The 26,030-nt window shown below is 71.2% G+C and carries 12 protein-coding genes; 8 read left to right on the top strand and 4 right to left on the bottom strand.

Annotated features, from left to right (window positions below):
- Positions 1 to 3: 3 nt before the first annotated feature.
- Positions 4 to 7,125 carry a type I polyketide synthase gene (locus tag CCN37_RS30645; RefSeq protein WP_086827521.1) on the bottom strand — a complete coding sequence of 2,374 codons (7,122 nt, stop codon included), beginning with the start codon at positions 7,123 to 7,125 and terminating at the stop codon, positions 4 to 6.
- Between the two features lie 758 nt (positions 7,126 to 7,883).
- Between CCN37_RS30645 and CCN37_RS30650 the strand changes: the two genes are divergently transcribed.
- Positions 7,884 to 9,299, top strand: coding sequence for an NAD(P)/FAD-dependent oxidoreductase (locus CCN37_RS30650; RefSeq protein ID WP_086827523.1), 1,416 nt, complete (start codon positions 7,884 to 7,886; stop codon positions 9,297 to 9,299).
- 127 nt (positions 9,300 to 9,426) lie between these two features.
- On the opposite strand, the gene CCN37_RS30655 is transcribed toward CCN37_RS30650, so the two are convergent.
- Both CCN37_RS30655 and lanL read right to left on the bottom strand, forming a co-directional pair.
- Positions 9,427 to 9,657: a hypothetical protein gene (locus tag CCN37_RS30655; protein WP_086827525.1), complete on the bottom strand. Its 231-nt coding sequence runs from the start codon at positions 9,655 to 9,657 to the stop codon at positions 9,427 to 9,429.
- Positions 9,658 to 9,692: 35 nt separating this feature from the next.
- Positions 9,693 to 12,377 (bottom strand): class IV lanthionine synthetase LanL, encoded by a 2,685-nt coding sequence (lanL, locus tag CCN37_RS30660; protein WP_086827527.1) that lies wholly within the window; start codon positions 12,375 to 12,377, stop codon positions 9,693 to 9,695.
- A gap of 463 nt (positions 12,378 to 12,840) precedes the next feature.
- Between lanL and CCN37_RS30665 the strand changes: the two genes are divergently transcribed.
- The 7 genes from CCN37_RS30665 to CCN37_RS30695 all read left to right on the top strand — a co-directional run bounded on the left by CCN37_RS30665 (position 12,841) and on the right by CCN37_RS30695 (position 24,601).
- Positions 12,841 to 15,753 (top strand): LuxR family transcriptional regulator, encoded by a 2,913-nt coding sequence (locus CCN37_RS30665; protein WP_086827529.1) that lies wholly within the window; start codon positions 12,841 to 12,843, stop codon positions 15,751 to 15,753.
- Positions 15,754 to 15,860: 107 nt separating this feature from the next.
- Entirely contained in the window at positions 15,861 to 17,234 is a 1,374-nt protein-coding gene (locus tag CCN37_RS30670; protein WP_086827531.1) for an FAD-binding oxidoreductase, read from the top strand.
- A gap of 229 nt (positions 17,235 to 17,463) precedes the next feature.
- Complete coding sequence (gene idi, locus CCN37_RS30675; protein WP_086827533.1) at positions 17,464 to 17,997, top strand: isopentenyl-diphosphate Delta-isomerase; 534 nt, start codon at positions 17,464 to 17,466, stop codon at positions 17,995 to 17,997.
- 357 nt (positions 17,998 to 18,354) lie between these two features.
- Positions 18,355 to 19,944, top strand: coding sequence for a discoidin domain-containing protein (locus CCN37_RS30680; RefSeq protein WP_210408286.1), 1,590 nt, complete (start codon positions 18,355 to 18,357; stop codon positions 19,942 to 19,944).
- Positions 19,945 to 19,979: 35 nt separating this feature from the next.
- Positions 19,980 to 21,206 (top strand): MFS transporter, encoded by a 1,227-nt coding sequence (locus CCN37_RS30685; protein ID WP_086827535.1) that lies wholly within the window; start codon positions 19,980 to 19,982, stop codon positions 21,204 to 21,206.
- A 10-nt stretch (positions 21,207 to 21,216) separates the two neighbouring features.
- Positions 21,217 to 22,227, top strand: coding sequence for a PD40 domain-containing protein (locus CCN37_RS30690; protein WP_086827537.1), 1,011 nt, complete (start codon positions 21,217 to 21,219; stop codon positions 22,225 to 22,227).
- 313 nt (positions 22,228 to 22,540) lie between these two features.
- A complete protein-coding gene (locus CCN37_RS30695) occupies positions 22,541 to 24,601 on the top strand; it encodes a S8 family serine peptidase (protein WP_086827539.1) in 2,061 nt (686 codons plus the stop codon).
- A 50-nt stretch (positions 24,602 to 24,651) separates the two neighbouring features.
- On the opposite strand, the gene CCN37_RS30700 is transcribed toward CCN37_RS30695, so the two are convergent.
- A complete protein-coding gene (locus tag CCN37_RS30700) occupies positions 24,652 to 25,833 on the bottom strand; it encodes an HNH endonuclease signature motif containing protein (protein ID WP_168200934.1) in 1,182 nt (393 codons plus the stop codon).
- Positions 25,834 to 26,030 lie beyond the last annotated feature (197 nt).

The raw sequence follows: 26,030 nt of genomic DNA on the forward strand, positions 1-26,030 counted from the left end.
CCATCACCAGCCGGAGGCGGTGTAGACGACGGCTCGCAAGTCGGGTGCTCCGAAGGCCAGTTCGCGCAGGAGCGACATCGTGCCCTCCTCCGGGTCGATCAGCGAGATCCCCCGGCGCGCGTACTCCTGTTGCAGCTCAACGGTCACCATGCCGCCGTGCTGCGCGCTCGGCGCCCACGGTCCCCAGTGGACGGTCACCGCGCGGTTGCCGGTGCGGCTCGCCCAGCCCGCGCCGATCGCCTCCAGCGCGTCGTTGGCCGAGGAGTAGTCGGACTGGCCCCGGTTGCCCAGCACGGCGGCGATGCTGCCGAACAGGGTCACGAAGCCCGGCCCGGTCGGCAGTTCCTCCAGCGCGCCCAGCAGCGCGCGGGCGCCGCCGACCTTGGTGGTGAACACCCGGTGGAAGGACTCGACGTCCTTCTCCGCCAACAGCTTGTCCTCGATCACGCCCGCCGCGTAGACCACGCCGTCGATCCGGCCGTGCTCGGTGTGGATCTCCTTGACCAACTGGCGCAGCGCGTCGTGGTCGCGGACGTCCAGGCTGTGGTAGCGGACCTGGCTGCCGAGCCCGCGCAGCTGCTCCACGGTCGCGGAGACCTCGCGCTGGGCCAGGATCTTCTTGCTCAGCTTCTCGATCTCGGCGGGGGAGCGGTGCCCCAGCTCGATGAGCGCCTTGCGCAGCGCGGTCTTGTCGGTGGCCGCCGCGGTCTTGGGGTCCTCGTCCTCGGTCGCGGCGGCGGTGCGCCCGACCAGTTCGATCCGGCAGCCGCTGGCCGAAGCCACGGTCGCGGCGAACTGCGCGGTGATCCCACGAGCGCCACCGATCAGCAGCACCACGGAGTCGCGGTCAAGGCCGATCGCCTGCGCCTCGGCCGCACCGTCACCGGCGGGACCGGCACCCGTGCTGCCCAGCGTCAGCGGCAGCTCGGTCATCACCAGGCCGTGCCGGGAGTCCGGGGTGGCCAGCACGACCGGAGCGTCCTCAGTGGACAGAAGCTCGGCCAGCACCAGCTTGGCGACGACGGCCGCCTCAGCGGTGTGGTCGACCTCGATGAGTCGGGCGACGGTGTCCGGGTACTCGCGCTGCACGGTGCGGAAGAAGCCCCGCAGACCGGCCGCGCGCCCGTGGGTCAGCTCGGGAACGGAGGTGCCGCCCCCGGTCGGGCTGACCGAGACCAGCCAGCTCAGCCCGGAGGTCAGCGCCGACTTGAACGAGGGGAAGGTTTCCGGCAGCACTGGCTCGTCGGCCTCGTCCCAGCCGTCGAGGTGCAGGACGCCGTCCACGTCGCCGTCGGTGTTGGCCAGCGGACGCGGAGTGTCCGAAGTGGACACCGTGGCGCCGAGTCCGCTGAGCAGCGCCGCGACCTCGGCGCCCACCGCGCCGGTGCCGAAGAGCAGGAACTTCTTGCCGCCCAACGCCTTCCCGGCGCCGTCGAGGGAGATCGCGGTCAGCGCGGTGGGCGCCATGACCAGTCGCTTCGGCGCGATGCCCGGGTTCATCGGCTCTTCGACCTTGGCCGCAGCCGCAGCCGTCGCCGGAGCGGCGGAACCCGTGTGCCCGCCGAGCCAGTCAGCGATCGCCTGGGCGGTGCGGGCCTTGGCCAGCTCTTCCAGCTGCTCGTCGGCCAGCTGCGTGTCTGCGGCGCCGATCCTGGAAGCGAGTTCCCCGGCGATCTCAGTCCGCTTGATGGAGTCGATCGACAGATCGGCCTCAAGGTCGAGGTCGGGCTCGATCATGTCCAGGGGGTAGCCGGTGCGCTCGCTGATGATTTCCAGCACCGTGCCGAGGATGTCCACAGTGGACTGAACGGGCGCAGCTGCCACGACGGGCGCGGGAGCGGTCGTGCCCACCTTGCTGCTCAGCCAGTCGGAGATCGCCTGCGCGGTGCGCGCCTTGGCCAGCTCCTCAAGCTGCTCGTCGGCCAGCTGCGTGTCTGCGGCGCCGATCCTGGAAGCGAGTTCCCCGGCGATCTCAGTCCGCTTGATGGAGTCGATCGAGAGGTCAGCCTCAAGGTCGAGGTCGGGCTCGATCATGTCCAGGGGGTAGCCGGTGCGCTCGCTGATGATCTCCAGCACCGTGCCCAGGACGTCCACAGTGGACGGAGCGGGAACCGGCGCGGCCTCAACGACAGCCGGAGCGGGCGCGGGCGCCGCGTAGTGCTGCTGGACGGGCGCGAGCGGGGCGGCGACCGCCGGGATCGAGTACTGCACCTCCGGCGCCGAGCCGAGGTAGGTCAGCAGCACGTCGCGCTGCGCCTGCACCATCTCGCGGCTGGCCTGGAGGAACTGGTTGACCATGGCGTCGCGGTTGGTGCCGGGCTGCGGGGAACCGCCTGGGGTCGTCATGGTGGTGATCTCCACACGTCGGGCGGGCGCGAGGCCGTTGGGCAGGAAGTCGCCGGTGGCGGTCCGCACGACGTGGCCGTCGATGGTCCAGCCCGCGCGCTTGGGCGGCTTGGCGTTGGTCAGGTCCTTGGCGTCGCGCCCGGCGAACAGCCAGCCGGTGCGCACGCCGACCCCGGACACCGCGAGCGTGGCGGCGGCGGTGAGCAGCCCGGCCAGCCCGTGCCCGGGACGGCCCTCGCAGCCCACGGTCAGGTGCGGCCGGTCGCCCAGGATCGCCTTCACCAGGTTGCTGAGCACCTTGCCCGGCCCGGCCTCCACGAAGATCCGCGCGCCGTCGGCGTACATCGCCTCGATCTGCTCGACGAAGCGCACCGGGGCGCCGACCTGCGCGGCCAGCTCGGCACGAACGTCCTCCGTGTAGACCGCCGCCGTGCGGTTGGCGTAGACCGGCAGCTCGGGGGCGCGCACGTCGGCGTCGGCCAGCACCGCGCCGAAGGTCTCGGTGGCGCCGCTGACCAGCGGGCTGTGGAAGGCGCACGCCACGTTCAGCTTCTTCGGGCCGAGCTTGGCGGCCTTGAGCGCCACCACGGCCGCCTCGATCGCCGCGGTCGGCCCGGAGATCACCAGCTGCTCGGGTGAGTTGTGGTTGGCCGCGACGACCTCGTCGGCCAGCCCGGCCTCGCGCAGAACCTCGGTGACGCGCTCGATCCCGCCCTTCACCGCGGCCATCGCGCCGGGGTCGTCCCCGGTGGCGCCGAGGATCGAGTCCGCGCGCGCCTCGCTCAGCCGCAGCAGCGTCGCGGAGTCCAGGGAACCCGCAGCCGCCAACGCGATCAGCTCGCCGTAGCTGTGCCCGGCGACCATGTCGGGGCGCACGTCCAAGCGGCTCAGCAGCTCGTGCACGGCCAGCCCGGCGATGCCCAGCGCGGGCTGGGCGACGCGGGTGTCGCGCAGCCGCGCGTCCTGGTCCTTGGCGCTCTGCTCGTCGAAGGCGGTGGGCGGGAAGATCGTCGAGGCCCACTTGCGGCCCTCGTGCAGCAGGTGGTGCACCTCGGGGAAGGCCACGAACAGGTCGGCCAGCATGCCCGGCTTCTGGCTGCCCTGACCGGGGAAGAGGAACGCGACCTTGCCGCCGACCTCGGGGGAGACCGAAGCCAGGTGCACGCCGCGCGGCGTCTCACCAGCGAGCGCGGAGCGCAGCAGCTGCGCCAGCTCGTCCAGATCCGTTGCCACGACCGCGATCTGCACGGCCTCGGAACGCGCGTCGGAGCGGCGCGCCACGGTGCGGGCGATGTCCCGCAGCCGCCACGGCCGACCGCTGGAGTCGTTGCTGCGCAACAGTTCCAGAGTCTGCTCGACGTGCTTGCCCGCGGTCTTGAGGTCCGCGCCGCGGAAGGTGAACAGCTCGGCGGGCCACTCGTCGCCGACGTGGCGCGGGGCCGGACCGCCGTCGTAGCCGCGCAGCACCACGTGGAAGTTGGTGCCGCCGAAGCCGAAGGCGCTCACACCGGCGACGCGCTCGGCGGGCTCCTCGGCCCACGGCAGCGCGGCCGAGGTGAAGGTGAACGGGCTGCTGTCCGGCTGCCACGCGGCGTTCGGCTCCGACACGTGCAGCGTCGGCGGCTTGATGCCGGTGTGCAGTGCGAGCGCGGCCTTGATCAGACCGGCCAGGCCCGCCGCGCACTTGGTGTGCCCGATCTGCGACTTCACCGAGCCGACCGTGCAGCTGCCGGGCTGGGCGCCGTGCTCGGCGAACATCTTGGTCAGCGTGCCCAGCTCGGTGCGGTCGCCGACGACGGTGCCGGTGCCGTGCGCCTCGACCAGGCCGACCTCGGCGGGAGAGATCCGCGCGTTGGCGTAGGCCCGCTCCAAGGCGTTGCGCTGGCCCTCCGGGCGCGGGGCGGTGAGGCCGAGCGACTTGCCGTCACTGGCCGCGCCGACGCCCTTGATCACGCCGTAGACCCGGTCGCCGTCGCGCTCGGCGTCCTCAAGGCGCTTCAGCGCGACGCACGCGACGCCCTCGCCGAGCGCGATGCCGTCCGCGCTGCCGTCGAAGGTGCGGCACTGCCCGGTGGGCGAGAGCGCGTGCACCGAGGAGAACAGCAGGTAGTCGTTGATGCCGTTGTGCAGGTCCGCGCCGCCGCAGAGCATCATGTCGGCCGCGCCGCTGACCAGCTCCTTGCACGCCACGTCCAGCGCCGCCAGCGAGGACGCGCACGCCGCGTCGACGGTGTAGTTGGCGCCGCCCAGGTCGAGGCGGTTGGCGATGCGGCCGGAGATGACGTTGGCCAGCATGCCGGGGAAGGAGTCCTCGGTCAGCTTCGGCAGCTGCTCGTCCAGCGCCGCCGGGAGCTCGCCGATGTAGCCCGGCAGCACCGCGCGCAGCGAGGACGCGTTCGACAGGTCGGAGCCCGCCTCAGCGCCGAACACCACGCCGACGCGCGAGCGGTCGAAGGCCCGGCCCGTGGCGTAGCCCGCGTCGACCAGCGAGCGCTGCGCGGCCTCGAGGGCGAGCAGCTGCACGGGCTCGATCGCGGCCAGCGATGCCGGGGGGATGCCGTAGCTCAGCGGGTCGAAGGGGATCTCCGGCAGGAAGCCGCCCCACTTCGACGGGGTCTTCTCGCCCGCGCTGCGACCGGTCGCCTCGGGCGAGTAGTAGGTCTCGTGGTCCCAGCGGCTGCCCGGCACCTCGGTCACCGCGTCCCGGCCGCCGACCACGTTGGCCCAGTAGGTCGGCAGGTCGGCCGCGCCGGGGAACATGCACGCCATGCCGACGATCGCCACGTCCACCGGCGGCGGCGCGGGCACCTCGGCCTTCTCCCGCCCGCTGAGCGCGGCCAGCTCGTCCAGGCGCGCGGTCAGGTGCTCGGCGGCGCCGGTGCTGACCGAGGCGTGCAGGTCGGCGACGGTGGTGACGGAGGAGCGCAGCACCGCGACCTGACCGGCCATGAACATGCCGTCCGCGAGCTGCCCCGCCTCGGCGACATCGACGAGCTTGTCGCCGTCGCGGGTCACGCCCTTGCTGGCGATGCGCAGACGGCCGACGTTGAGCTGCTCCAGCTTCTCCCACGCCTCACGGTCCGGAACGCCGCTGGTGCGCAGCTCCTCCTTGATCGCCAGGAACTCCTCGGCGAACGGCGAGGTGACGCAGCGGGTCGCGTGGCCGGGCGCGGTCTCCAGCAGCTCGGTGCGCTCGGCGGCGATCACCTGGCGCTGGAACGCGGGTTGAACGGCGCCTGCGGCCACGGCCTCCTCGGTGAAGAGGTAGGCGGTGCCCATCAGCACGCCGACGGCCACGCCGCGCTCGGTCAGCGGGGCGGCCATGGCGGTGACCATCGCGGCGGAGCGCGCGTCGTGCACACCGCCAGCAAAGAGGACCTGGATGCCCTGACCATCCTTAGTGGACAGATACTCCAGCAGCACGGAGATCTGGGCTTCCCACAACGGGAAACTGGAGCGCGGGCCGACATGGCCGCCGCACTCGGAGCCCTCGAAGATGAACCGGCGCGCGCCCGCGTCCAGGAACTGCTTGAGCAGCCCGGGCGAGGGCACGTGCAGCAGCGCGGCGATCCCGTTGTCCTCCAACGCGTTCGCCTGCGCGGGGCGACCGCCCGCGATGATCGCGCACGCGGGCTTGATCTCCTGGATGACCTCCAGCTGCCCGGCGCGCACGTCCTCCGGCGCGAACCCGAGCACGCCGACGCCCCACGGGCGCTCGCCCAGCAGGTCGCGGGTCTGCTCCAGCAGTGCGCGGGTCTGGCTCTTGCCCGCCAGCGCCAGCGCGAGGAACGGCATCGCGCCACCCTCGGCGACGGCCTTGGCGAAGGCGGCCTGGTCGCTGACCCGGGTCATCGGGCCCTGCGCGATCGGCAGCTCCACGCCGAGCGAGGCGGCCAGCGGCGCGCCGGGGCGCAGCGCGTCGGCACCGGAGTGCGAGCGCAGCGACTCCAGCAGCTCCTCGCGCAGCCCGCGCACGCACGCCGCGGCCGAGCCGAAGCGGTCGGCGAACTGCTTGGCGAGGAAACCGTCCTGGCCGATCGGCAGCAGCTGCTCGCGCAGGTCCTTCGCGCCGAGCCGGGCCAGCACGTCGACCTCGGTCAGATCAGTGGTGGACGGGGCGCCGGGGCCGCGCCGCAGGAGCACGCGGTGCCCGCCGACGAGCACGGTCTCCGAGCCGTCCATGGTGCTCAGCGCGGCGGTGACCTCCTCGGCGAGGTCGGACTCGGCGAGCAGGGCCAGCTGGCTGTCCAGGACCACACCGGCGGCGCCGCCGACGACAGCCGCCGTCGCGGTGCGCGGGCCGATGCCGCCGTTGACCCACACCGGCACGTCGAACTCGGCGACGAGCTTCTGGAGCAGGACGAAGGAGCTCAGCTCACCGACCCGCCCACCGGCCTCGTGGCCGCGGGCGATCAGTCCGTGCGCGCCCGCCGCGACGGCCGCGCGGGCCTGCTCCGGCGAGGTGACCTCGACCAGGACGCGGGGACCGGCCTCGGCGACGCTCCAGGTGGAGCCCTCGGCGAGGACCACGGTGTCGACGCGGTCGGCGGGGAGGTCCTGCGGGCGCAGGGCGCAGCCGGGGGCCACGCGGACGCCGAAGGTGCCTTGCGCCCAGCGGGCCGTCAGGTCGAGCGCGTGCCTCGCGTGCCTGTCACCGCGCCCGAGGTCCAGGACCCCGAGCGCACCCGCGCGGCAGAGCGCGGCGACAAGGCGGGCGTTCGGCTCACCGAAGGGGGTCACCCCGATGATCAGCTCGCGCCTCACCGTTTCCGCGGCCATTGAGCCTCCGTCGATCAACACAACCTGGCAGAACGGCTGGACATGCGAGGTCCAACCCGAATGGCTGAATCGAAGCGGGAAGCTATCTGGGAAAAACGAATTGGTGCAACGGGCAGGACAGCATCTTGAGGTCGTCTCAAGCTTGATTTGAGCGATCCTCAAGCGGGACTCAAGTGGTGCGGTCCCGGCTGGCGGCGGCTGTTGTCCCTAACTTCGGCCGATCCCGAACCACCCTGATTCCCTCAACCGGGGGTTTTCACACCGGCAAGCGTGGACGAGTCCTCCGGAAGCCGTCCGCGCTCCGCTCGTTGGTCGCTCCGAGACGCCCGGGGCGTTAGCGGCGGCCCACGAACGAGACGTGACCGTGACCACTCTCAAGCCCTCGCGCTCACGCTAGGTGATCATCAGGGTGTGGCATCGCCGGATCGCGTTCACTCGGGAGAGGTGCGCTGTTATTTGGCGTAACCGCGAATTCATCGAGGTCACGAGCCGGTTACGCAGCATTTATCGAGTCGTTCGATCCGCAATTCCCCGAGTTTCCATCAGGTACTCCGCATTGCGCCCAACGCTATTACCACACGACTTTGGGCACCGCATCCGGACACTGTCGGCGACGACGGCCGCGCGCCCCAGCGGGAACGCCGGAGCGCGCCTAGCGTGGTGGCAAGCGCTTGGCGGCGCGCTTGCGGGAAGCTGGAAGGTGGAGGCGGGACCAGGGACAACGCCCAGGGACAAGGCACTGACGAGGAGGCTCGCGGATGGCGGCAGGACCGGCCGGACAGGTCGATGTCGTGGTGATCGGGATGGGTCCCGGCGGGGAGCACGTGGCGAGCGGGCTGGCCGAGGCCGGGCTGAGCGTCGTCGGTGTCGACCGGCGCCTCGTCGGCGGCGAGTGCCCGTACTACGGCTGCGTGCCGACGAAGATGATGGTCCGCGCGGCCGGCCTGCTGGCCGAGGCCGGGCGCGTACCCGAACTCGCAGGTGAGAGCACTGTGCGCGGTGACTGGTCGCTCGTGGCCAAACGCGTGCGCGAGCAGGCGACCGACGACTGGGACGACGAGGTGGCGGTCCGCCGCTTCACCGACACCGGTGGCACCTTCCTGCGCGGGGAGGCCACCCTGACCGGCGCGGACGCCGAAGACCCGCTTGCGGGGTCGAGCGTAGGCACAGTGCTGGTCACCGGCTCGGACGGCACCGAGCACCGGTTGTCCGCCCGCAAGGGCATCGTGATCAACACGGGCACCGAGCCCGCCGTCCCGCCGATCCCCGGCCTCGCGGACACGCCGTACTGGACCAACCGCGACGCGGTCCAGCTCACCGAGCTGCCCCGATCGCTGGCGATCCTCGGCGGCGGCGCCATCGGCGTGGAGTTCGCGCAGGTCTTCGCGCGCTTCGGTGTCGAGGTCACGGTGATCGAGGCCCAGCCCAGGCTGCTCGCCCTTGAGGAGCCGGAGGCGGGCGAGCTGCTCGCGAAGGTCCTTGAGGCCGAGGGGCTGACCGTCCGCGTCGGCGCCAGGGCCACCGGGGTCTCGCACGACGGGACGACCTTCACCGTCGACCTGGGCGGCGGCACCGTGACGGCCGAGAAGCTGCTCGTCGCCACCGGCAGGCGCACCGAGCTGGCCAAGCTCGGCGTCGGCGCGATCGGCGTCGACGAGAAGGCGCGGCTGCTGGAGGTCGACGAGCGGTTGCGTGTCACCGAGGGCGTCTGGGCGGTCGGTGACATCACCGGCAAGGGCGCCTTCACGCACACCTCGATGTACCAGGCGGACATCGTGATCGCCGACGTGCTCGGCCGCGACGGACCGCCGGCCGACTACCGCGCGATGCCCAGGGTGACCTTCACCGAGCCCGAGGTCGGCGCGGTCGGCCTGACCGAGGCGCAGGCCCGCGAGCGGGGCCTCTCCGTGCGCACGGGCAGCACCGACCTGGCCTCCTCGTCACGGGGCTGGATTCACGCCGTGGGCAACGAGGGCCTGATCAAGCTCGTCGAGGACGCCGATCGCGGAGTCCTCGTCGGCGCCACCGCCGTGGGCCCCGCCGGTGGCGAGATCCTCGGCGCGCTCGCCGTCGCCGTGCACGGCGAGGTCCCGGTCTCCCGGCTGACCTCGATGATCTACGCCTACCCGACCTTCCACCGCGCGATCTCCTCCGCGCTCGCCGACCTCTCCTGAACGGGACCAGGACACGGGCGCGGGGGCCCGGCGTTGTCGCCGAGCCCCCGCGCACCCCCCGAGGCCGTCACCGCTTCCGGCTCCCCGTGGGCGAATCCCCTCCGCCCGCCCCCGAGCCGGGTGCTGATCAGGCCTTGGCGGTCTCGTCGGCCTCCGGGGCCGGCGCGCCGTCGCCGAACTCGGCGACGAACTCCGCGTCGATGTCCTCCGGCTCCGGGTCGCCGATGAACAGCGTTCCGGAGGTGTAGGGGCGGACGACGCCGGGATCGCCGGGGCCTCCGGGGTCGGTCGTGGTCTCGGGCTCGGGCTCGGTCTCCGGCAGTTCCTGCAGGCGGTCGATGTCGGTGTTCGGTTCCATGGGGTTCTCCTTCCGCGAGGTTCGTGACAGGTGCCTCAGACGAGGCTGGCGTGCGCCTCCGCCGTGAGCGGGCGTCCGCCCGGTGGCAGCCACGGGGCGCTGACCCCGTGGCGCAGGCGCACCAGGAAGCCGAGGCTGCCCGCCGTCCCTGTGCCGTGTGAGAGGTCGTTGCGCCGCCAGCCCACACCCGGCACGAGCCAGCGGCCGTCCCGCCGGTACGCGTGTCCACCGATGATGCGGCTGAGGCGCTCGGCCCACAATCGATATCGCTGCTCACCGGTCGCGGTGTGCAGGTCCAGCAGGAACTCGCCGGAGCCCGCGAGCCCGTGCGCGGCTGACGGGTCCGACACCCAGCGGCGCTGCCACACCGACAGGGCCGCCCGCTCCGCCAGTTCCAGCCAGTCGCGCTCGCCGGTCGCGCGCCACAACCGGACCAGGAACGAGCCGACCCCGGCCGTCCCCGCGCTCCAGCTGTCGCTCGCCTGGCCGGTCGTCCCGGAGTGATCCGGCCAGCGCACACCGGAGCCGTCCTGCACCGCGGCACCCGCCATGGTGCGCCCGGCGATCCCGGCCAGCTCCAGGAGGTCACCGCGGCCCAGCGTCGCCGCCGCGGAGAGCAGGAAGGTCGCGATGCCCGCCGTGCCGTGCGCGAGCCCGTAGGCGGCACCGCCCCCGGACCGCGCGGCGTAGGACTTCGAGGGCTCCCAGGTCAGGCCGCGCTCGTCCAGCCGGGCCTCGTGCGCCAGGTGTTCGGCGATCTGCTCGATCCGGCCGAGCAGCCCGGGATCGCCCGAGGCCACCGTGAGCGCGCACATCGCGAGCCCCGCCCCGGCGGTTCCGCTGGCGAGGCCGGGGTTCGGCCAGCGCGTGGGCATCCGGTGCGCCCACCCCAGCGCCTCGTCGGACAGTCCGGAGTCGCCGAGCACCTGACCGGCGTGGTGCAGCACCAGGAGCGTCCCGGCCCGCCCGTGCAGCAGGCCCGGCGTGGGCACCGCCTCCGCGCGCATCTTGGCGAGCAGCCACGTCGCGCCTGTGCGGAGCGCGTCGTGGTGGCGCGGGTCCCCGGTCGCCGCCGCGGCGGCGAGCACCGCGGCGAGCCCGCCCGCCGCCCCCGGCCACGCGGAGCACGCGTCCTGGCGCGGGTCGACGACCGGCCAGAGCGTCTTCGCCGTGGGCCGCATCGCGGCGACGAGGTGGTCGACGCCGTCTGCGATCAAGGTGTCGGTGTTCGGGGCGCCGTCCTCGTGCGGGGCGCTCGGCGTGACGATCCCGCGCACCGACACCGCGTCCAGGTACTGCCCGGCCCGCTCCAGCGTCCAGCGCCGGTCCGGGTCCGCGTCCTGGAGCCCGTCGACCAGCGGCCGGAGCCTGCCGAGCACGGAGTCCTCCGCGCAGACCAGGTCCAGCCACCGCTCGCGCTGGAGCACCCGCTCCGCCATCTGTCCACTGTGGACAATCTCGGCCCCGGTCGCCAGGAACACCAGCACCGCCCCGAGCGCGTAGCGGTCGGCCGCCGCGGTCCTCGGCGATCCGGCCAGCTGCTCGTAGGGGGCGTAGCCGGGCGTGCCCGACGCGGACAGCGCCGCGCCCTCCTCGGCGGCCAGCTCCACGTCGATCAGGGTCAGCCCGCCGTCCGGGCGGACCATGACGTTGCCGGGGGTCAGGTCCCCGAGCACCAGCCCGTCCGCGTGCACCCTGGCCAGCAGCGCCATCAGGTCCCTGGTCACCGCGAGCAGCTTCGGCCAGCCGAGCCCCGGCGTCCCCGTCGCGGCGAGCCAGCGGCGCAGCGACCGCCCCTCGACGAGCTCCTGGGCCAGGAAGTCGTCGCCGTCCTGGGAGAACTCCGCGACGAAGCGCGGGGTCAGGCCGAGCGGTTCGAACCGGCGCAGCATCGCGGCCTCGTGGCGCTGGATGTCCCGGACGTCGCCGCCGGCGCCGTCGTCGCCCACGTGCGCCCGCGCCTGCTTGACCACGACGGCCGCACCGTTCGTGGTGTCGATCGCGCGGTAGACACCGCCCTTGTTCGCGTGCCGGATCGCCTCGGCGGCGAGGAAGCGGCCACCGAGCAGGACGCCGCCGGAGTCCGTGCGGCGCGCGCTCTTCCTCGGCTCGGGGAAGGGCCAGCTCGCCCACGCCGGAGCGCTGAACCAGGGGTCGCGCCGGTCCTCGACGGTCCCGCCGTCCGGGGTCAGCAGCATGTCCCGGTAGTCACCGTCCGGGCTGAGCACCGGGTTCGCCAGGAAGCAGCCGTAGCGGCAGTGCACCAGGCTGCCCGTGCGGTACGGCCGGTCGGAGAGGATGCGCGGCCCGTTCAGGCCCGCCGTCGCGCGGTGCAGCCGGTGCGCGAGCACGCGCAGCTGAGCGTCGTCGGCCGGGTAGACGGTGATGAACTTGCCCGCACCGCCGCGCGTGCAGCGGGGGCCGTTGAGCTCGCGCAGCACGGAGCGGGACGCGGCGAACTTGAAGGCGGTCCGGAATTCCGCGAGCACGCGCACCGCCCGCTCCAGCACGCGCTCGGCGTGCGCCGTCGTCGCGGAGAGGTGCAGCTTCCAGCCCTGTCTGCGGACGCTCGCCTCGGGAGGGGTGATGGTGCACCACTGCTCGCCCAGGTGGACGACCCGGTCCTGCTCGCCGAGCTCGGCGAGCACCCGCTCGGTCAGGGTGACGAAGGAGGGGCGCGCGGCGCCGCGGGTGGGCTGATCGGTGGAATCGATGATCATGGTCACCTGTTCGGCCCCCTTCGAGTGACTGTCCGGCTGCGGAAGGCAATCTGCCGCTCACCCAGGTGGCGGAGCATCGGGGAAACCCCTCCATTCGTTACCCCGGTGCCGATCACGTGCCGCGATCAGGTATTCACCTAAAGCGATAGTCGCTGTTCAATGCTCCGTTCGTGTGGTCGGTGCCGTCCCTGTGACGTGGGCACGCGCGCTCCCGGTTCCCGGCGCGGCGGCATGCGCGAGCCCGTTTCCCGACGCGGGTGGCCTGGGCGTACTTTGGGGCGGCCGCGACCCACTCCGATCCGGCTCCGGCTCCCGCGCCACGAGTAAGGTCGTCCGGCGGAACGGCCGGTTGTCCGGGTTGGTGAGGAGTGGCCCTGGTCGGCATCATTGCTGAGACGCAGGCGGGCTTCGGGTCTGCGCTCGCCGAGCGTGCCCCGGGGCACCCCGAGGGGTGGATGCCGTAATGCAGAAGAGGGTCGGCGGCGCGGTGCGCCCGCTGGTCGGACGCGAGGCCGAGCAGGACGCGCTCACCCGCGCGATCAGCCGCCTCACCGAAGGCCAGGGCGGGGGCCTGTTCCTCTCCGGTGACCCCGGCATCGGCAAGAGCAGGCTGCTGACCGACCTCACCTGGCGCGCGTCGATGCGCGGCCTGACCGTGTTCAGCGGCCGGTCCGCCGAGTTCGAGCGGGACCTGCCCTTCGGTGTCTTCGTGGACGCCCTCGACGATTACCTCGCCGATCTCCAGCCGGGCGAGCTGGAGGCGCTGGGCCGGGCGCACGTGGCGCAGCTCGCCGCGGTGTTCCCCTCGCTCGCCGATCACGCCACCGACCTGAGCCAGGAGTCCTCATCGCCGTCGGTGAGGTTCCGGATCTACCGGGCGATGCGCGAGCTCTTCGACATCCTGGCCAAGGACGGCAGCGTCGTCCTCGCCCTCGACGACCTGCACTGGGCCGACCGCGCGTCCATCGAGCTGATGGACCACCTGCTGCGGCACCCGCCGAGGGGCCGCGTGCTGGTCGCTGCCGCCTACCGGCCCCGCCAGCTCGCCCCGCAGCTGTCGAACGCGCTGCTGCTGGCCAACACGCAGTGGTACTTCGAGGTCGTCGACGTCGCTCCGCTCACCCTCACCGAGACCGCCGAGCTGCTGGAGATCGGCGCCGACGACCCGCGCCTGACGGAGCTGTTCGAGGCGAGCCGGGGCAACCCGTTCTACGCCGAGGCGCTGTCGGAGGTCGCCACCGAGGCGCGCTACCTGCCCGGGGTGTTCACCGAGGGCAGCGCGCCGCCCGCCGTGCTCGCCGCGCTGCGCTCCGAGCTCTACCGGCTGCCGGACATCGTCCGCAGGGCCGCGGGCGCCGCTTCGGTCCTCGGCGACCCGTTCACCCCCGACCTGGTCGCCGAGGTGGCCGAGCTGGACGTGCCGACGGCCGTCGCGGCGCTGGACGAACTGGTGCGCCAGGACGTCGTGCGGGTCGCCGGCGGCGGCGCCCAGTTCGGGTTCCGGCACCCGCTCGTGCGCAGCGTCGCCTACCAGGACACCGAGTCGGTCTGGCGGTTCGCGGCGCACCGCAGGGCGGCCGACGCGCTGCGGGCCCGGCGCTCTCCCGTGCTGCTCTACGCGCACCACCTGGAGCGCTCCGCGCAGCCGGGCGACCACGAGGCGGCGGAGGTGCTCGCCGCCGCGGCGGCTGGCGTGCTCTCCACCGCGCCGGACACCTCGGCCAGCTGGTTGCAGACGGCACTGCGGCTGCTGCCGATCGGCGAGTCCCACATCGCGCAGCGCATCCAGTTGCTCAGCAGCCTGGCCACCGCCTACTCCGCCATCGGGCAGAGCAGCCGCAGCCGAGACCTCATGCACGAGGTGCTCGACCTGCTGCCGAAGGACAGCGACCAGCGGCTGGACATCGTCCTCCGCCTGTCCAAGGTGGAGCGCGGGCTGGGCAGCGCGAGCGAGGCGCGGGCGCTGGTGCTGCGGGAGCTGGAGAACTCCGAGGAGAGCACCAACCGTTCCGGGCGCGCGGGAGCGCTGCTGGAGATCGCGATCATCAACCTGGCCGAGGGCGACGTGCCGGAGGCGTGCCAGTGGGCGGAGGACGCGCTCGCGCTCTCCAACGGCCCGCGCCTGGTCGACCGGCTCACCGCGGCGGTGGCGGCGGCGATGATCATGGCGACGGCGCCGGGCAGCGACGACTCGCCCCGGCTCATCGAGCGGGTGCTCGACGCGATCCCGGCCGTGGACGCGGCCTCCGACGACGAGGTCACCCGGCACTTCGGCCTGGTCGTCACGGCGATCACCACGGTGATGTGGGTGGAGCGGATCGACGACTCGGTCCGGCAGTTCACCAGGGCGACGAACCTGGCGCGGCAGAGCACCCACCGCGACTCGATCATGGCCATCATGATCGCCTCCGGCGAGGCCTACATGTGGCAGGGATCGCTGGAGGAGTGCGAGGCCGCCGCCGAGGACATGCTCGAGGCCGCCATGCTCACCGACAACCAGGAGCAGCGGCTGATCGCGTGGAGCCACCTCTGCTCCATCGCGATGTGGCGCGGCGACGTCGAGGAGGCGCTGCGCTTCGGCAGGCTGGCGCTCGGCGGCGACGACCCGGCCACGAGCGGCCGCAGCCGCTCCGCCGGCTACTACACCGCGGCCGCGCTGCTGCTCAAGGGCGAACCGGCGGCGGCGCGGCGGCGGATGATGGCCGCGATCGGCGACGAGGGCATGGCCTCGGTGGCGGTGCTGATGCGCCCGCCGGTGCTGGAGATCCTGGTGCGCATCGAGCTCGCGCTCGGCGACGTCGCCGCGGCCGAGGAGTGGGCGCGGCGGATCGACCCGCAGGTCGGCGAGATCCTGCCCGGCCGGTGGGGGATGCGGCACCTCGCCCACGCCCAGGTACTGCTCGCGCGGGACCGCTTCGACGAGGCCGCCGAGCTGGCGCGGGAGGGCGCGCTGCTGTGCGACAGCGTCGGCATGCGGCTCTACGAGGGGCGGTGCCGGCTGGTGGCCGGGATCGCGCTCGGCGAGCTGGGCAGGCACGACGAGGCGCGGGTGGAGTTCGGCGCGGCCAAGGACCTCTTCGCGGCGCGCGGGGCGAAGCGGCTGCACGAGGACGTGATCAGCGCGCAGCGGCAGCTCGGCGCGAAGATGCCGAGGCGGCGCGGCGGGGGCGAGGGGTTGCTGGCGCTGACGGCGCGGGAGCGCGAGGTCGCCGAGCTGATCAGCCAGGGCAGGACGAACAAGCAGGTCGCCGAGCACCTGTTCGTCAGCCCGAAGACGGTCGAGGCGCACCTGTCGCGCATCTTCAACAAGCTCAACGTGAGCAGCCGCTCCGGGCTGACCGCGCTGGTCTACGCCGCCCGCGAGAACAAGGGCTGAGAGCCCACCCCCTACAACGAGTGTGGGGGTTTCCCCGATGCTCGCCGACCGCCCCCGGCGGCAGTCTTGCTCCTGTGCGGACAGTGCCTGGATGCGGGAGGTCGAGGATGCGGATCGAACTCGGCCTGCTGCGGATGTGCTTGACGGGGACGGTGCTGACGCCCGGTGAGCCCGGGTACGAGGCGGAGTGCAGGTCCTGGAACCTCGCGATGCACCAGCGGCCCGCCTTCGCGGTGACCGCGCTGACCGAGCAGGACGTGGCGGCGGCCGTGCGCTTCGCCTACGTGCGGGATCTTCCGGTGGGGGTGATGTGCACGGGTCACGGTCTGCCGCGCCCGTGCGATGACGGGGTGCTCGTCAACACCGGGGGGATGAGGGGGGTGCGGGTCGATCCCGTCACGGAGACCGCGTGGGTGCAGGCGGGGGCGCGGTGGCAGGACGTGATCGACGAGGCGCAGCGGTACGGCCTTGCGCCGTTGTCCGGCTTCGCCACGCACGACGGTGCCGTCGGCAGCACGCTCAGCGGGGGGATGGGCTGGCTGACGCGGCGGTACGGGGTGAGTGCCGCGAGCGTCGTGGGAGCGCGCGTGGTCCTCGCCGACGGGGAGCTCGTGGAGACCGGTGAGTCGCGGCATCCCGAGCTGGTGTGGGCGCTGCGCGGGGGCGGCGGGAACTTCGGTGTCGTGACGGAGCTGCGGTTGCGGCTCTACCCGGTGACCGAGGTCTTCGGCGGCGGCGTCTACTACCCCATCGAGGCCGCCGGGCAGGTGATGGAGGTCTACCGCGAGTGGGTGCGCGAGCTGCCTCCTGAGATCAGCTCGTCGGTCTGCCTGACGCGCCGCGGTTCCGAACCGGGGGGTCCGGAACCGCTGCGCGGACGGTGGGTCATCGGGTTGCGGGCGTGTCACAGCGGGGACCAGCACGAAGCGGAACGGCTGCTCAAGCCGCTGCGCTCGCTGGAGGGGGTCCTGCTGGACACGTTCGCCCCGATGCCCTACGAGCGGATCTCCGAGATCGCCATGCCACGCACCGATCCGAATCCGCACGTCAGCTTCGGCATGCTGCTGCCCGAGCTGACCGAGGCGGCGTGCGCGGCCCTGCTGATGGTGGCCGGGCCGGGGCGCCGGGCGCCCTACGACCACCTGGAGCTGCGGCACGTCGGCGGGGGGAACCGGCCGGAGGAGGCGGACGCGGGGCCCGGCCTGTGGGGGGCGGAGTTCGTGCTGCACTCCTCGACGCGCACCCCGGTCGCCGACGAGGTCGCCGCGGCGCAGCGCTTCTACAGCAGGCTCGCCAGGGGGCTGGCGCCCTTCGCCAGCGAGCGGACGGCTCTGAACTTCCTCGGTCCGGCCAACACCGAGCCGGACCGGGTGCGGCGGTCCTACCGCGACGACCACTACCAGCGGTTGCAACGGATAAAGGGTGTCTACGACCCGCACAACGTGTTCCGGTTCAACCACAACATTCCGCCCGCCGCCTAGGACCTGCGAGGTCCCAAGGGGGGACGGCGGGAGGACGGCCCCGGTGGGCAGCGAGTCCGCCGGGGCCGTTGTGCGTCCGGCGGCCTTGCCCCGGCCCCGTGGTCCAGGCCACTCTCGGGCATACGCATGTGACCCACGTCGTTCTGGACGGGTGAGGACACCCTGGCTACGTTGAGTTCTTGCCAATCACCGTACGGAGTCGAACCGGCCTGATGTGAGGAGCCGCACCATGGTCCGCAGGATCGTCGAGCTGGTCGACGCGCGGGGGACGACGCTGGGCGAGTGCCCGGTCGACGAGGCCCACCTGCCACCCGGCAGGCTGCACCGAGCGTTCTCGGTCATGCTCTTCGACGCCGCCGACCGGGTGCTGCTGCAGCGCAGGGCGCTGTCGAAGTCCCGCTTCCCCGGCCTGTGGGCCAACACCTGCTGCAGCCACCCCGCCGCGGGCGAGGACGTCGCCGAGTCCGCGCGCGAGCGGCTGGACGAGGAGATGGGCCTGCACGTCGGCGCGCTGCGCGAACTCGGCACCTTCGTGTACCAGGCGCTGGACGGTCAGGGCGCGGCCGAGCACGAGTTCGACCACGTGCTCGTCGGCGAGCTGGACGCCTCGGTCCGGGTGCTCCCCGACCGCGAGGAGATCGAGGAGCTGGCCTGGGTGCCCTACGTCGAACTGGTCGACGACGTGGCCGCGCGGCCCGAGCGCTACGCCCCGTGGGTCCCCGGCGTGATCGAGCTGATCGACCGGGCCCGCGCGACCGCCTGAGCGACCGCCACCCGCACGTCGTCGCCGGGGAAGCCTTGGCGCGGAGCCGGAATTCGTGTGTCCACTGTGGACCGGATGCTTCGAGTTGATCGAGGTGTCCGGTCTTTTCCTTGTGTCGGTTCACGTTTCTGAACCTCGGTGGTCGTCCTCGGCATTGTCACCGAACGTTCTGCTTCGATTCCGAAGTGTTGACGGTGCGCGTCCGGGCGTGGCAGTCTCGATTAACGGTTAGGTAAGTTTCCTAACTAATGGTTTCCTAACTAGAGCTGTCCTGACTAGCAGATCCCCCTTCTCGCCGATGCCGGTTCGTCCGCCGCCCGTCCCGGTCTTCGTCGATTGGCTCGCCGAGGAGAGACTGTGAACGCACGATCCCGATGGGGCAGGCGCGTCCTCGCGCCGCTGGCCGCCGTCGCCCTGCTCGCACAACCGCTCGTGGCTTCCGGGAACGAGGCCCTGCTGGCCGAGAACCTGTTGTCGCACAACAAACCCGTCACCGTGTCCTCGGTGGAGGACGAGACCACCGGTGGCGCGCTCGCCGTGGACGGTGACATCGCCACCCGCTGGGCCAGCGCCGAGGGCCTCGATCCGCAGTGGATCGCCGTCGACCTCGGCGGGCCGGCCACGGTCAGCCGGGTGAAGCTGGTGTGGGAGGCCGCCCACGCCAGTGACTACCAGATCCAGGTGTCCCCGGACGGAAAGGCTTGGCAGGACGCGAAGAAGGTCACCGGGGGAGACGGTGGCACCGACGAGATCACCGGGCTGGCCGCCTCAGCCCGGTACGTCCGGGTCCTGGGCACCAAGCGCGCCACCGTCTACGGCTACTCGCTGTTCGAGCTGGAGGTCCACGGCACGCGCACGGGCGGCGGGGACGTGGAGCCGCCGTCGGCCCCGGCCGGGGTGCGCTCCCCGTCGTCCACTTCGGACAGCATCGACCTCGCGTGGGACCCCGCGCGGGACAACGTCGGCGTGACCGGTTACGAGATCCTGCGCAACGGCAACGTGATCGGCACCTCCGCGACGACGTCCTTCACCGACACGGGACTGGTCTCGGCGACCGCGTTCACCTACACGGTCCGCGCGCGCGACGCGGCGGGCAACGTCTCCGCGCAGAGCACGGCGGTCCAGGCGGGCACCAAGCCGGGCGGCTCGCCGAACGGAACGGTGATCGTCGTCTCCGGCGACATCGCGAGCCCCGACCTGCCGGACAACCACCGCAACACCGCGAAACTGGTGGAGGGCATCAAGCCCCAGCACGTGTTGACGGTCGGTGACAACCAGTACCACGACGGCACGATCGCGGAGTACCGCGCGCACTACGACAAGTCCTGGGGCAAGTTCAAGGCGATCACCAAGCCGACCCCGGGCAACCACGAGTGGAGGGACAACCTCAACGGTTACAAGCAGTACTTCGGATCGATCGCGACACCCCAGGGAAAGCCCTACTACAGCTATGACATCGGTGACTTCCACTTCGTAGCACTGGACACCGACCCGATCGTCGACGGCGCCAGCTCCAAGGCCGAGCAGCTGGCCTGGCTGAAGCGGGACCTCGCCGCGAACACCAAGTCCTGCGTGGTCGGCTACTGGCACCACCCGCGCTTCAACTCGGGCAAGTACGGCGACGACAAGCTCATGGCGCCGGTGTGGGACGAGTTCGTCAAGGCCCGCGCCGACCTCGTGTTCAGCGGCCACGACCACCACTACGAGCGGCTGAAGCCGTTGAACTCGCAGGGAAAGGTCGATGAGGCCAACGGCGTGCGCTCGGCGGTCGTCGGCATCGGCGGGGACAACCTCTACACCCAGATCAAGAAGCGGGAGGGCGTCGAGGCGGCCTTCGCCAAGCACGGCGTGATGAAGCTGGTGCTCTCGGGCAAGACCTACTCCTGGGAGATCGTCGGCGTCGGCGGGACCCTGCTGGACAAGGCCGGCCCCTACACCTGCCGCTAGACCGTGCTGACCGCGCTCATCCGGGAGGGAGTCCGATGTACATCGCATCAGCGCGCTCCGGTCTGTCCGACATGGACGGTCGAAGGCACGGCCGGGTCGCAGGGAACGTCCTCGCGTTGGGCGCGGTCAGCCTGGTCACCGACATCTCCTCGGAGATGGTGACAGCGGTCCTGCCGCTGTACCTGGTGCTGGGCTTGGGTTTCTCGCCGTTGCAGTTCGGCGTGCTCGACGGGCTGTACTCCGGGGTGACCGCGATCGTGCGGGTCTTCGGCGGTACGGTCGCCGACCGCTGGCAACGGCGCAAGCTCGTCGCCGGCGTCGGCTACGGCGTCTCGGCGGTGGCCAAGCTCGGGCTGATCGCGGCGGCTGGTTCGGCCACCGCGCTCGGGCTCGTGCTGGCCGCCGATCGCACCGGGAAGGGGTTGCGGACCGCTCCTCGGGACGCGCTGATCTCGTTGAGCAGCGACCCCGACACGCTCGGCCGGGCCTTCGGCGTGCACCGGGCGATGGACACCGTCGGAGCGTTCCTCGGCCCGCTCGCGGCCTTCCTGCTGCTGTGGACCGTGGCGGGCGGCTACGACACCGTGTTCTTCGTCAGCTTCTGCTTCGCGGTGCTCGGCGTGGTGCTGCTCGGCCTGTTCGTGACCGACCGGCGCGATCCGATTCCGTCCACCCGTTCGGCTTCCCTGCGCGCGGCCTTCGGGCTGTTGCGGGACAAGGATTTTCGGCGGATCTGTTGGTGGGCGGTCGTTCTCGGGCTCGTCACGGTCGGCGACGCCTTCGTGTACCTGTTGCTGCAGAAGCGGTTGGACATCGCGCCGGAGTACTTCGCGATCCTCCCGCTCGGTACCGCCGGGGTCTACCTGCTGCTCGCGGTGCCGATGGGGCGCCTCGCGGACCGCTTCGGGCGGTGGCGGGTGTTCCTGGCCGGGCACGTGTCACTGCTCGTCGCCTATGTGCTCTTGGTCGGGGCGGCGGACGGCGTGCTGCTGCTCGTGACGAGCCTTGCGGCGCACGGGATCTTCTACGCCTGCACGGACGGTGTGCTGATGGCGGCGGCCGGTCCGCTGCTCCCCGCTGAGCTGAAGACGAGCGGGATGGCGCTGCTGCAAACCGGTCAGGCGCTGGCGAAGCTGTTCTCGTCCGTCCTCTTCGGCGCGGCGTGGACGTTGTGGGGCATGGGAACCGCGGTCACCCTCGCCCTGGTCGCGCTCGCGGCGGCCACCCTCGCCGCCGGGTTGTTCGGAAGCATCTCCCAGTGAGGACGTCACCGTGACGAAGAGGATTCTGCTGGCGCTGCTCACGACCCTCGTGCTGGCTGGCGCGGCGATCACCTACACCGTGCACGCCATGGGGGAGCGGCCCGATCGCCAGCAGGCGGACGCGTCCGTGCTCGTCGACCGCTCCGGTGCGGTGCGGCTGGACGAGCCGGGGCGCCTGGTCTTCCGCAACACCGCGCCCGGCCCGGACCACGGCAAGGTCGCGTCGGTCTCGCTGGCCGACCCGACCGGCCCGCGCCGGATCAGCGCGCTGAGCTGCGACCGCTTCTACGTCAGCGCCGGGGCGGGTCTCTGCCTCGCGAGTGCGCCCGGTCCGTTGCCGAGCGCCGTGGCGGTGTTCGTGGACAAGGAACTCCGCGAGGTGCGCCGCGTGGAGCTGGCGGGGATGCCCAACCGTGCCAAGCTCTCCCCGGACGGACTGATGGCGTCGTGGACGACCTTCGTCACCGGTGACACCTACACGACGCCGGGCACGTTCTCCACGCGGACCGGGATCATGGACCGCGCGCAGGACCAGCTCTACTCCAACATCGAGGGCATCCCGCTGCTGCTGGCGGGGGAGCGCCACCACGCCGAGGACATCAACTACTGGGGTGTGACCTTCGCCCGCGGCAACAAGCACTTCTACGCCACCGTGGCCACGGGCGGGCGCACGCACCTCGTCGCGGGCGACTACGACGCCTGGGAGGCGCGGACGCTGCGCGAGAACGCGGAGTGCCCGTCGCTGTCACCGGACGGCACACGGCTGGCGTTCAAGAAGCGTGTCTCCACCGATGGCGCCCGGCCGTGGCGGGAGCACGTTCTCGACCTCGCGACGATGACGGAGACCCCGCTCGCGGAGACGCGCAGCGTGGACGACCAGGCGGCGTGGTTGGACGCGAGGACGGTGGCGTACTCACTGCCGAACGAGCGCGGTGGCAGCGACGTGTGGGCCGTGCCCGCGGACGGTTCCGGGGCGCCCCGGCTGCTCGTCCCCTCGGGCGCGTCCCCCTCGTCCACCTGAGTGAGCGCTGAACGGTTGAATTCTGGGCGGATTTTTGCCATTTGTTGTCTGTGTATCAGCGTTGTTGATGACGAATCTCTTTTTTAGGCCATCGACGGTTTTCTCACTGGTCGCGTTTCCGCAGGTAAACCACTGCCCAGTGGGCTGATCGGGGTAACTTTCCTGCTCCGTTCGGCCCGCTTCGGAGGTCGCGCTGGCCACCGACCTAAGTCGGGTGAAACGGGTATTCGGTCTCATTACTGTCGCTATTGCCCCCTGCGAAATCCTTTGGGGTTCGCGGGGTCCCTGCATTCCTGCGTCAGGAGGTCCCTCCATGCGGCGTTCCCGTCGCGCACTGCTGGTCGCGGCGACCGCGACCTCGGTGCTGCTCTCGGTCGGCGTGGTCAACGCCAGTGGCCAGACCACGGGCGAACAGGTCCGGCTCACCGGTGACGGCTCTTTCTCGGTCAGCTTCGACGGCGGCAAGAACTGGAGCCGCCAGCTCCCGACCGCCAAGAAGATCCACCTGGTCAACCGCTCGTTCGACCCGAAGTCGGCCGACGCGCAGCGCAACGCCCCCGCCGGGGAGCTGCGTGCCGAGGAGACCGGCGTCTACCTCGTCCAGTTCACCGCCGCTCCGCTGGACTCGCAGCGCAAGGAGCTGCGCGGGCTCGGCGCCCGGGTCGGCGCGTTCATCCCCGACTACGCCTACGTGGTGCGGATGGACAAGGCCACCAGCGAGCGCGTCGCGAAGCTGGACCACGTCCGCTGGGTCGGCGCCTACCAGGCGGGCGACAAGCTCTCGCCCGGGTTGGCCGAGGCGGTCCGCGCGAAGCAGCGCCTGCCGCAGCACCGCTACCTGCTGACCCTGGTCGAGGCCGACGCCGCTGACCAGAGCGCGCTCGTCGCGGAGATCGGCAAGCTCGGCGGCAAGGTGGAGAGCGCCTCCGCCAGCCGCCAGCACGTCGAGGCGACCCTGACGCACGACCAGCTGCTGTCCGTCGCCAAGCGCGCCGAGGTGCTCGCCGCGGAGAAGAACACCGGCGAGGTCGGCACCGACATGGACCTCGCGCGCCAGGACGTCGGCGCGACCACCATCGAGACCGCCGGTGGTTACAAGGGCGAGGGCGTGCGCGGCGAGGTGATGGACTCCGGGCTGCGCGTCACCCACCAGGAGTTCCAGAAGAACGCGCCGGTCATGCACGGCGGCAACGGCAGCAGCCCGAGCCACGGCACCTCGACCTACGGCGAGATCTTCGCTTCGGGTGTCTCGGCCAAGCAGCGCGGTCTGCTGTCGGAGGGCCAGGGCATCTTCGCCGCCTACCAGCAGCCCGACCGCTACAAGCACACCCAGGAGCTGGTGGACCCGGCGGGCAAGTACCGCGCCGTGTTCCAGACCAACAGCTGGGGCAGCCCGCTGACGACCGCGTACACCGCGATCTCGTCGGCCTTCGACAAGACGATCTTCGACACCGACCTGTTCATCTGCAACTCGCAGAGCAACGCCGGTTCGCAGCAGTCGCGTCCTGAGGCGTGGGCGAAGAACGTGCTCTCCGTTGGCGCGCAGTACCACAAGAACACCCTCGACCGCGCTGACGACCAGTGGAACCGCGGCGCCAGCATCGGCCCGGCCGCTGATGGCCGGATCAAGCCCGATGTGTCGCACTACTACGACAACATCGACACCACTTCCTCCAACGGCGACGCCACGTACACCACGTCCTTCGGTGGCACCAGCGGCGCGACGCCGATCACTTGCGGCACCGCGGGTCTGGCGTTCCAGATGTGGGCTGACGGTGTCTTCGACGGCGGTCCCGGCAAGAAGCGCGATGTCTTCGACAGCCGCCCGCATGCCGCGACCATGAAGGCGCTGCTGATCAACACCGCGAACCAGTACGCGTTCTCCGGTGAGACCCACGACCTGACCCGCGTGCACCAGGGTTGGGGCACCGCCAGCGTCGGCAACATGTACGAGCTGGCCAAGGCGAACGGGTGGAAGCTGCCCGTGCTGGTGAACGAGTCCGAGGTGCTCAAGGTCGGCCAGACCAGCACCCACGAGGTCACCACTGACGGCAGCAAGCCGCTGAAGGCCACTCTCGCCTACAGCGACCCCGAGGCGGCTCCGTCCGCGGCCAAGACCCTCGTCAACGACCTGACGCTCAAGGTCACCGCGCCCGACGGCACCGTCTACTGGGGCAACAACGGCCTGCGCGCAGGCAACTTCTCCACTCCCGGTGGTTCCGCCGACACCATCGACAACGTCGAGAACGTGATCATCGAGAAGCCCGCCGCGGGCACCTGGAAGATCGAGGTCTCCGCGGACGCGATCAACGTCGACGCCCACCGGGAGACCCCGGACACCGACGCCGACTTCGCGCTCGTCGTGACCAAGTAGTTCCCTGTCGGAACGGGGTGCCACCTCCGGGTGGTGCCCCGTTTTCGCGTTCAGCCAAGCTTTTCGTCGACCCTGATGTTGCGCGTCGGTTTCTGGTCGGGGTCGATCCACCTCGGCGGGATGAACGTCGGGAGCCCGTTGTCGAAGATGATCTCCCAGCCTTCGTCGTGCATCACGTGATGATGATGTGAGCACAGCAGGACGAGGTTGTCGATCTTCGTCTCCCCGCCGTGAAGCCAATGCACGACGTGATGAGCTTCCGTCCACGCCGGAGGCCGATCACACCCCGGGAAGGCGCATCCTTTGTCCCGCACCGCCAACCCCTTGCGCATGGCCGGTGTCGCGGTGCGGTTGCTTCGTCCTACGTCGAGCAACCGTCCCTCGCTGCCCAACAGGACGGGCAGGATGTTGGCGTCGCAAGCGATCTGTCGGGCGAGTCCGGCGCTGATGGGGTCGCCCCAGGCGGTGAAGCCGGTGCCGAGGCTGGCCATCAAGTCCGCGTAGGAGATCGTCACGATCACCTGCGGTCGTTCACCGCCGTGGGTGGGCAGGGCTTTCGCGGTCAATGCCAGGTCGATGACTTCGGCGAAGGCATCGGCGTAGCGCTGCTCGGTGGTCCGGTCATCACCGGTGCGGTTCTTCGCCAGGGCGTGCAGCAGGGCTTGGATCTTCTGCCCGGTGAGGGCGTCGAAGCTGCCGATGAGGTGCAGGTGGCCGTGTTCGTCGGTGCCCATCTTCACCGACCGCTGCGCGATCCCCTCTTTCTCATCCCGATACGTGCCCTCCGGATCGATCGTCGCCCGCGCGACCTTCGCCGCGTACATCAACTGCCGAGGATTCAACCGGGGTGCGTGGCGGCAGAGAACCTTCTCGACCTTCTTCGCCTTGTCGGCGGGGACTTTGTCGACGGTGTTGGCGATGATCTGCGCGTGCCGCACGCTGATCTTCCCCGCGTGCAGCTTCTTCCGGGTCCTGTCCAACCCGGGCAACCGTTGCACCAACTGACTACGCCGAGCCGCATCCTCCGGCGCGATCTTCAAAGTGGTGCGCAACAGGACTGTCAGGTCCTTGCAACCCTGCCGCGCGGGCACACCCTGAGCTTCCGCCTCAGCGGCTACCTCGATCGCCGAAGCGGTCACGATGTTGATGAGCTTCTCGTGCTCCCGCAGACAGTCCAGCAGCGCGTCACCGGTCAACTTGTAGGCATCCCGCTCACGAAGATGAGCCTGCAACGAAGCAATCAAACCCTTGGTATCAAACAACTTTCTCCCCCTCTTCTCCCTCCTTCCATTGTCCCAAATGCGAAGATCGACATCCTCTCGCCATAGGGTGAACACGTTGTGTGACAAGGGGTTCGTCGACTCCGTCGACCTCACACGCCCAGGCGTCCGCCACGCCGAAACGCAATCCCCTCCCAACAGAACACGCG

The sequence above is a fragment of the Allokutzneria sp. NRRL B-24872 genome (assembly GCF_002155965.1).
GTDB lineage: Bacteria > Actinomycetota > Actinomycetes > Mycobacteriales > Pseudonocardiaceae > Allokutzneria.

Excerpts from the sequence above, each read along its gene's own strand:
- CCN37_RS30645 (WP_086827521.1), bottom strand. The coding sequence starts at position 7,125 with ATGGCCGCGGAAACGGTGAGGCGCGAGCTGATCATCGGGGTGACCCCC.
- CCN37_RS30650 (WP_086827523.1), top strand. The coding sequence starts at position 7,884 with ATGGCGGCAGGACCGGCCGGACAGGTCGATGTCGTGGTGATCGGGATG.
- CCN37_RS30655 (WP_086827525.1), bottom strand. The coding sequence starts at position 9,657 with ATGGAACCGAACACCGACATCGACCGCCTGCAGGAACTGCCGGAGACC.
- lanL (WP_086827527.1), bottom strand. The coding sequence starts at position 12,377 with ATGATCATCGATTCCACCGATCAGCCCACCCGCGGCGCCGCGCGCCCC.
- CCN37_RS30665 (WP_086827529.1), top strand. The coding sequence starts at position 12,841 with ATGCAGAAGAGGGTCGGCGGCGCGGTGCGCCCGCTGGTCGGACGCGAG.
- CCN37_RS30670 (WP_086827531.1), top strand. The coding sequence starts at position 15,861 with ATGCGGATCGAACTCGGCCTGCTGCGGATGTGCTTGACGGGGACGGTG.
- idi (WP_086827533.1), top strand. The coding sequence starts at position 17,464 with ATGGTCCGCAGGATCGTCGAGCTGGTCGACGCGCGGGGGACGACGCTG.
- CCN37_RS30685 (WP_086827535.1), top strand. The coding sequence starts at position 19,980 with ATGTACATCGCATCAGCGCGCTCCGGTCTGTCCGACATGGACGGTCGA.
- CCN37_RS30695 (WP_086827539.1), top strand. The coding sequence starts at position 22,541 with ATGCGGCGTTCCCGTCGCGCACTGCTGGTCGCGGCGACCGCGACCTCG.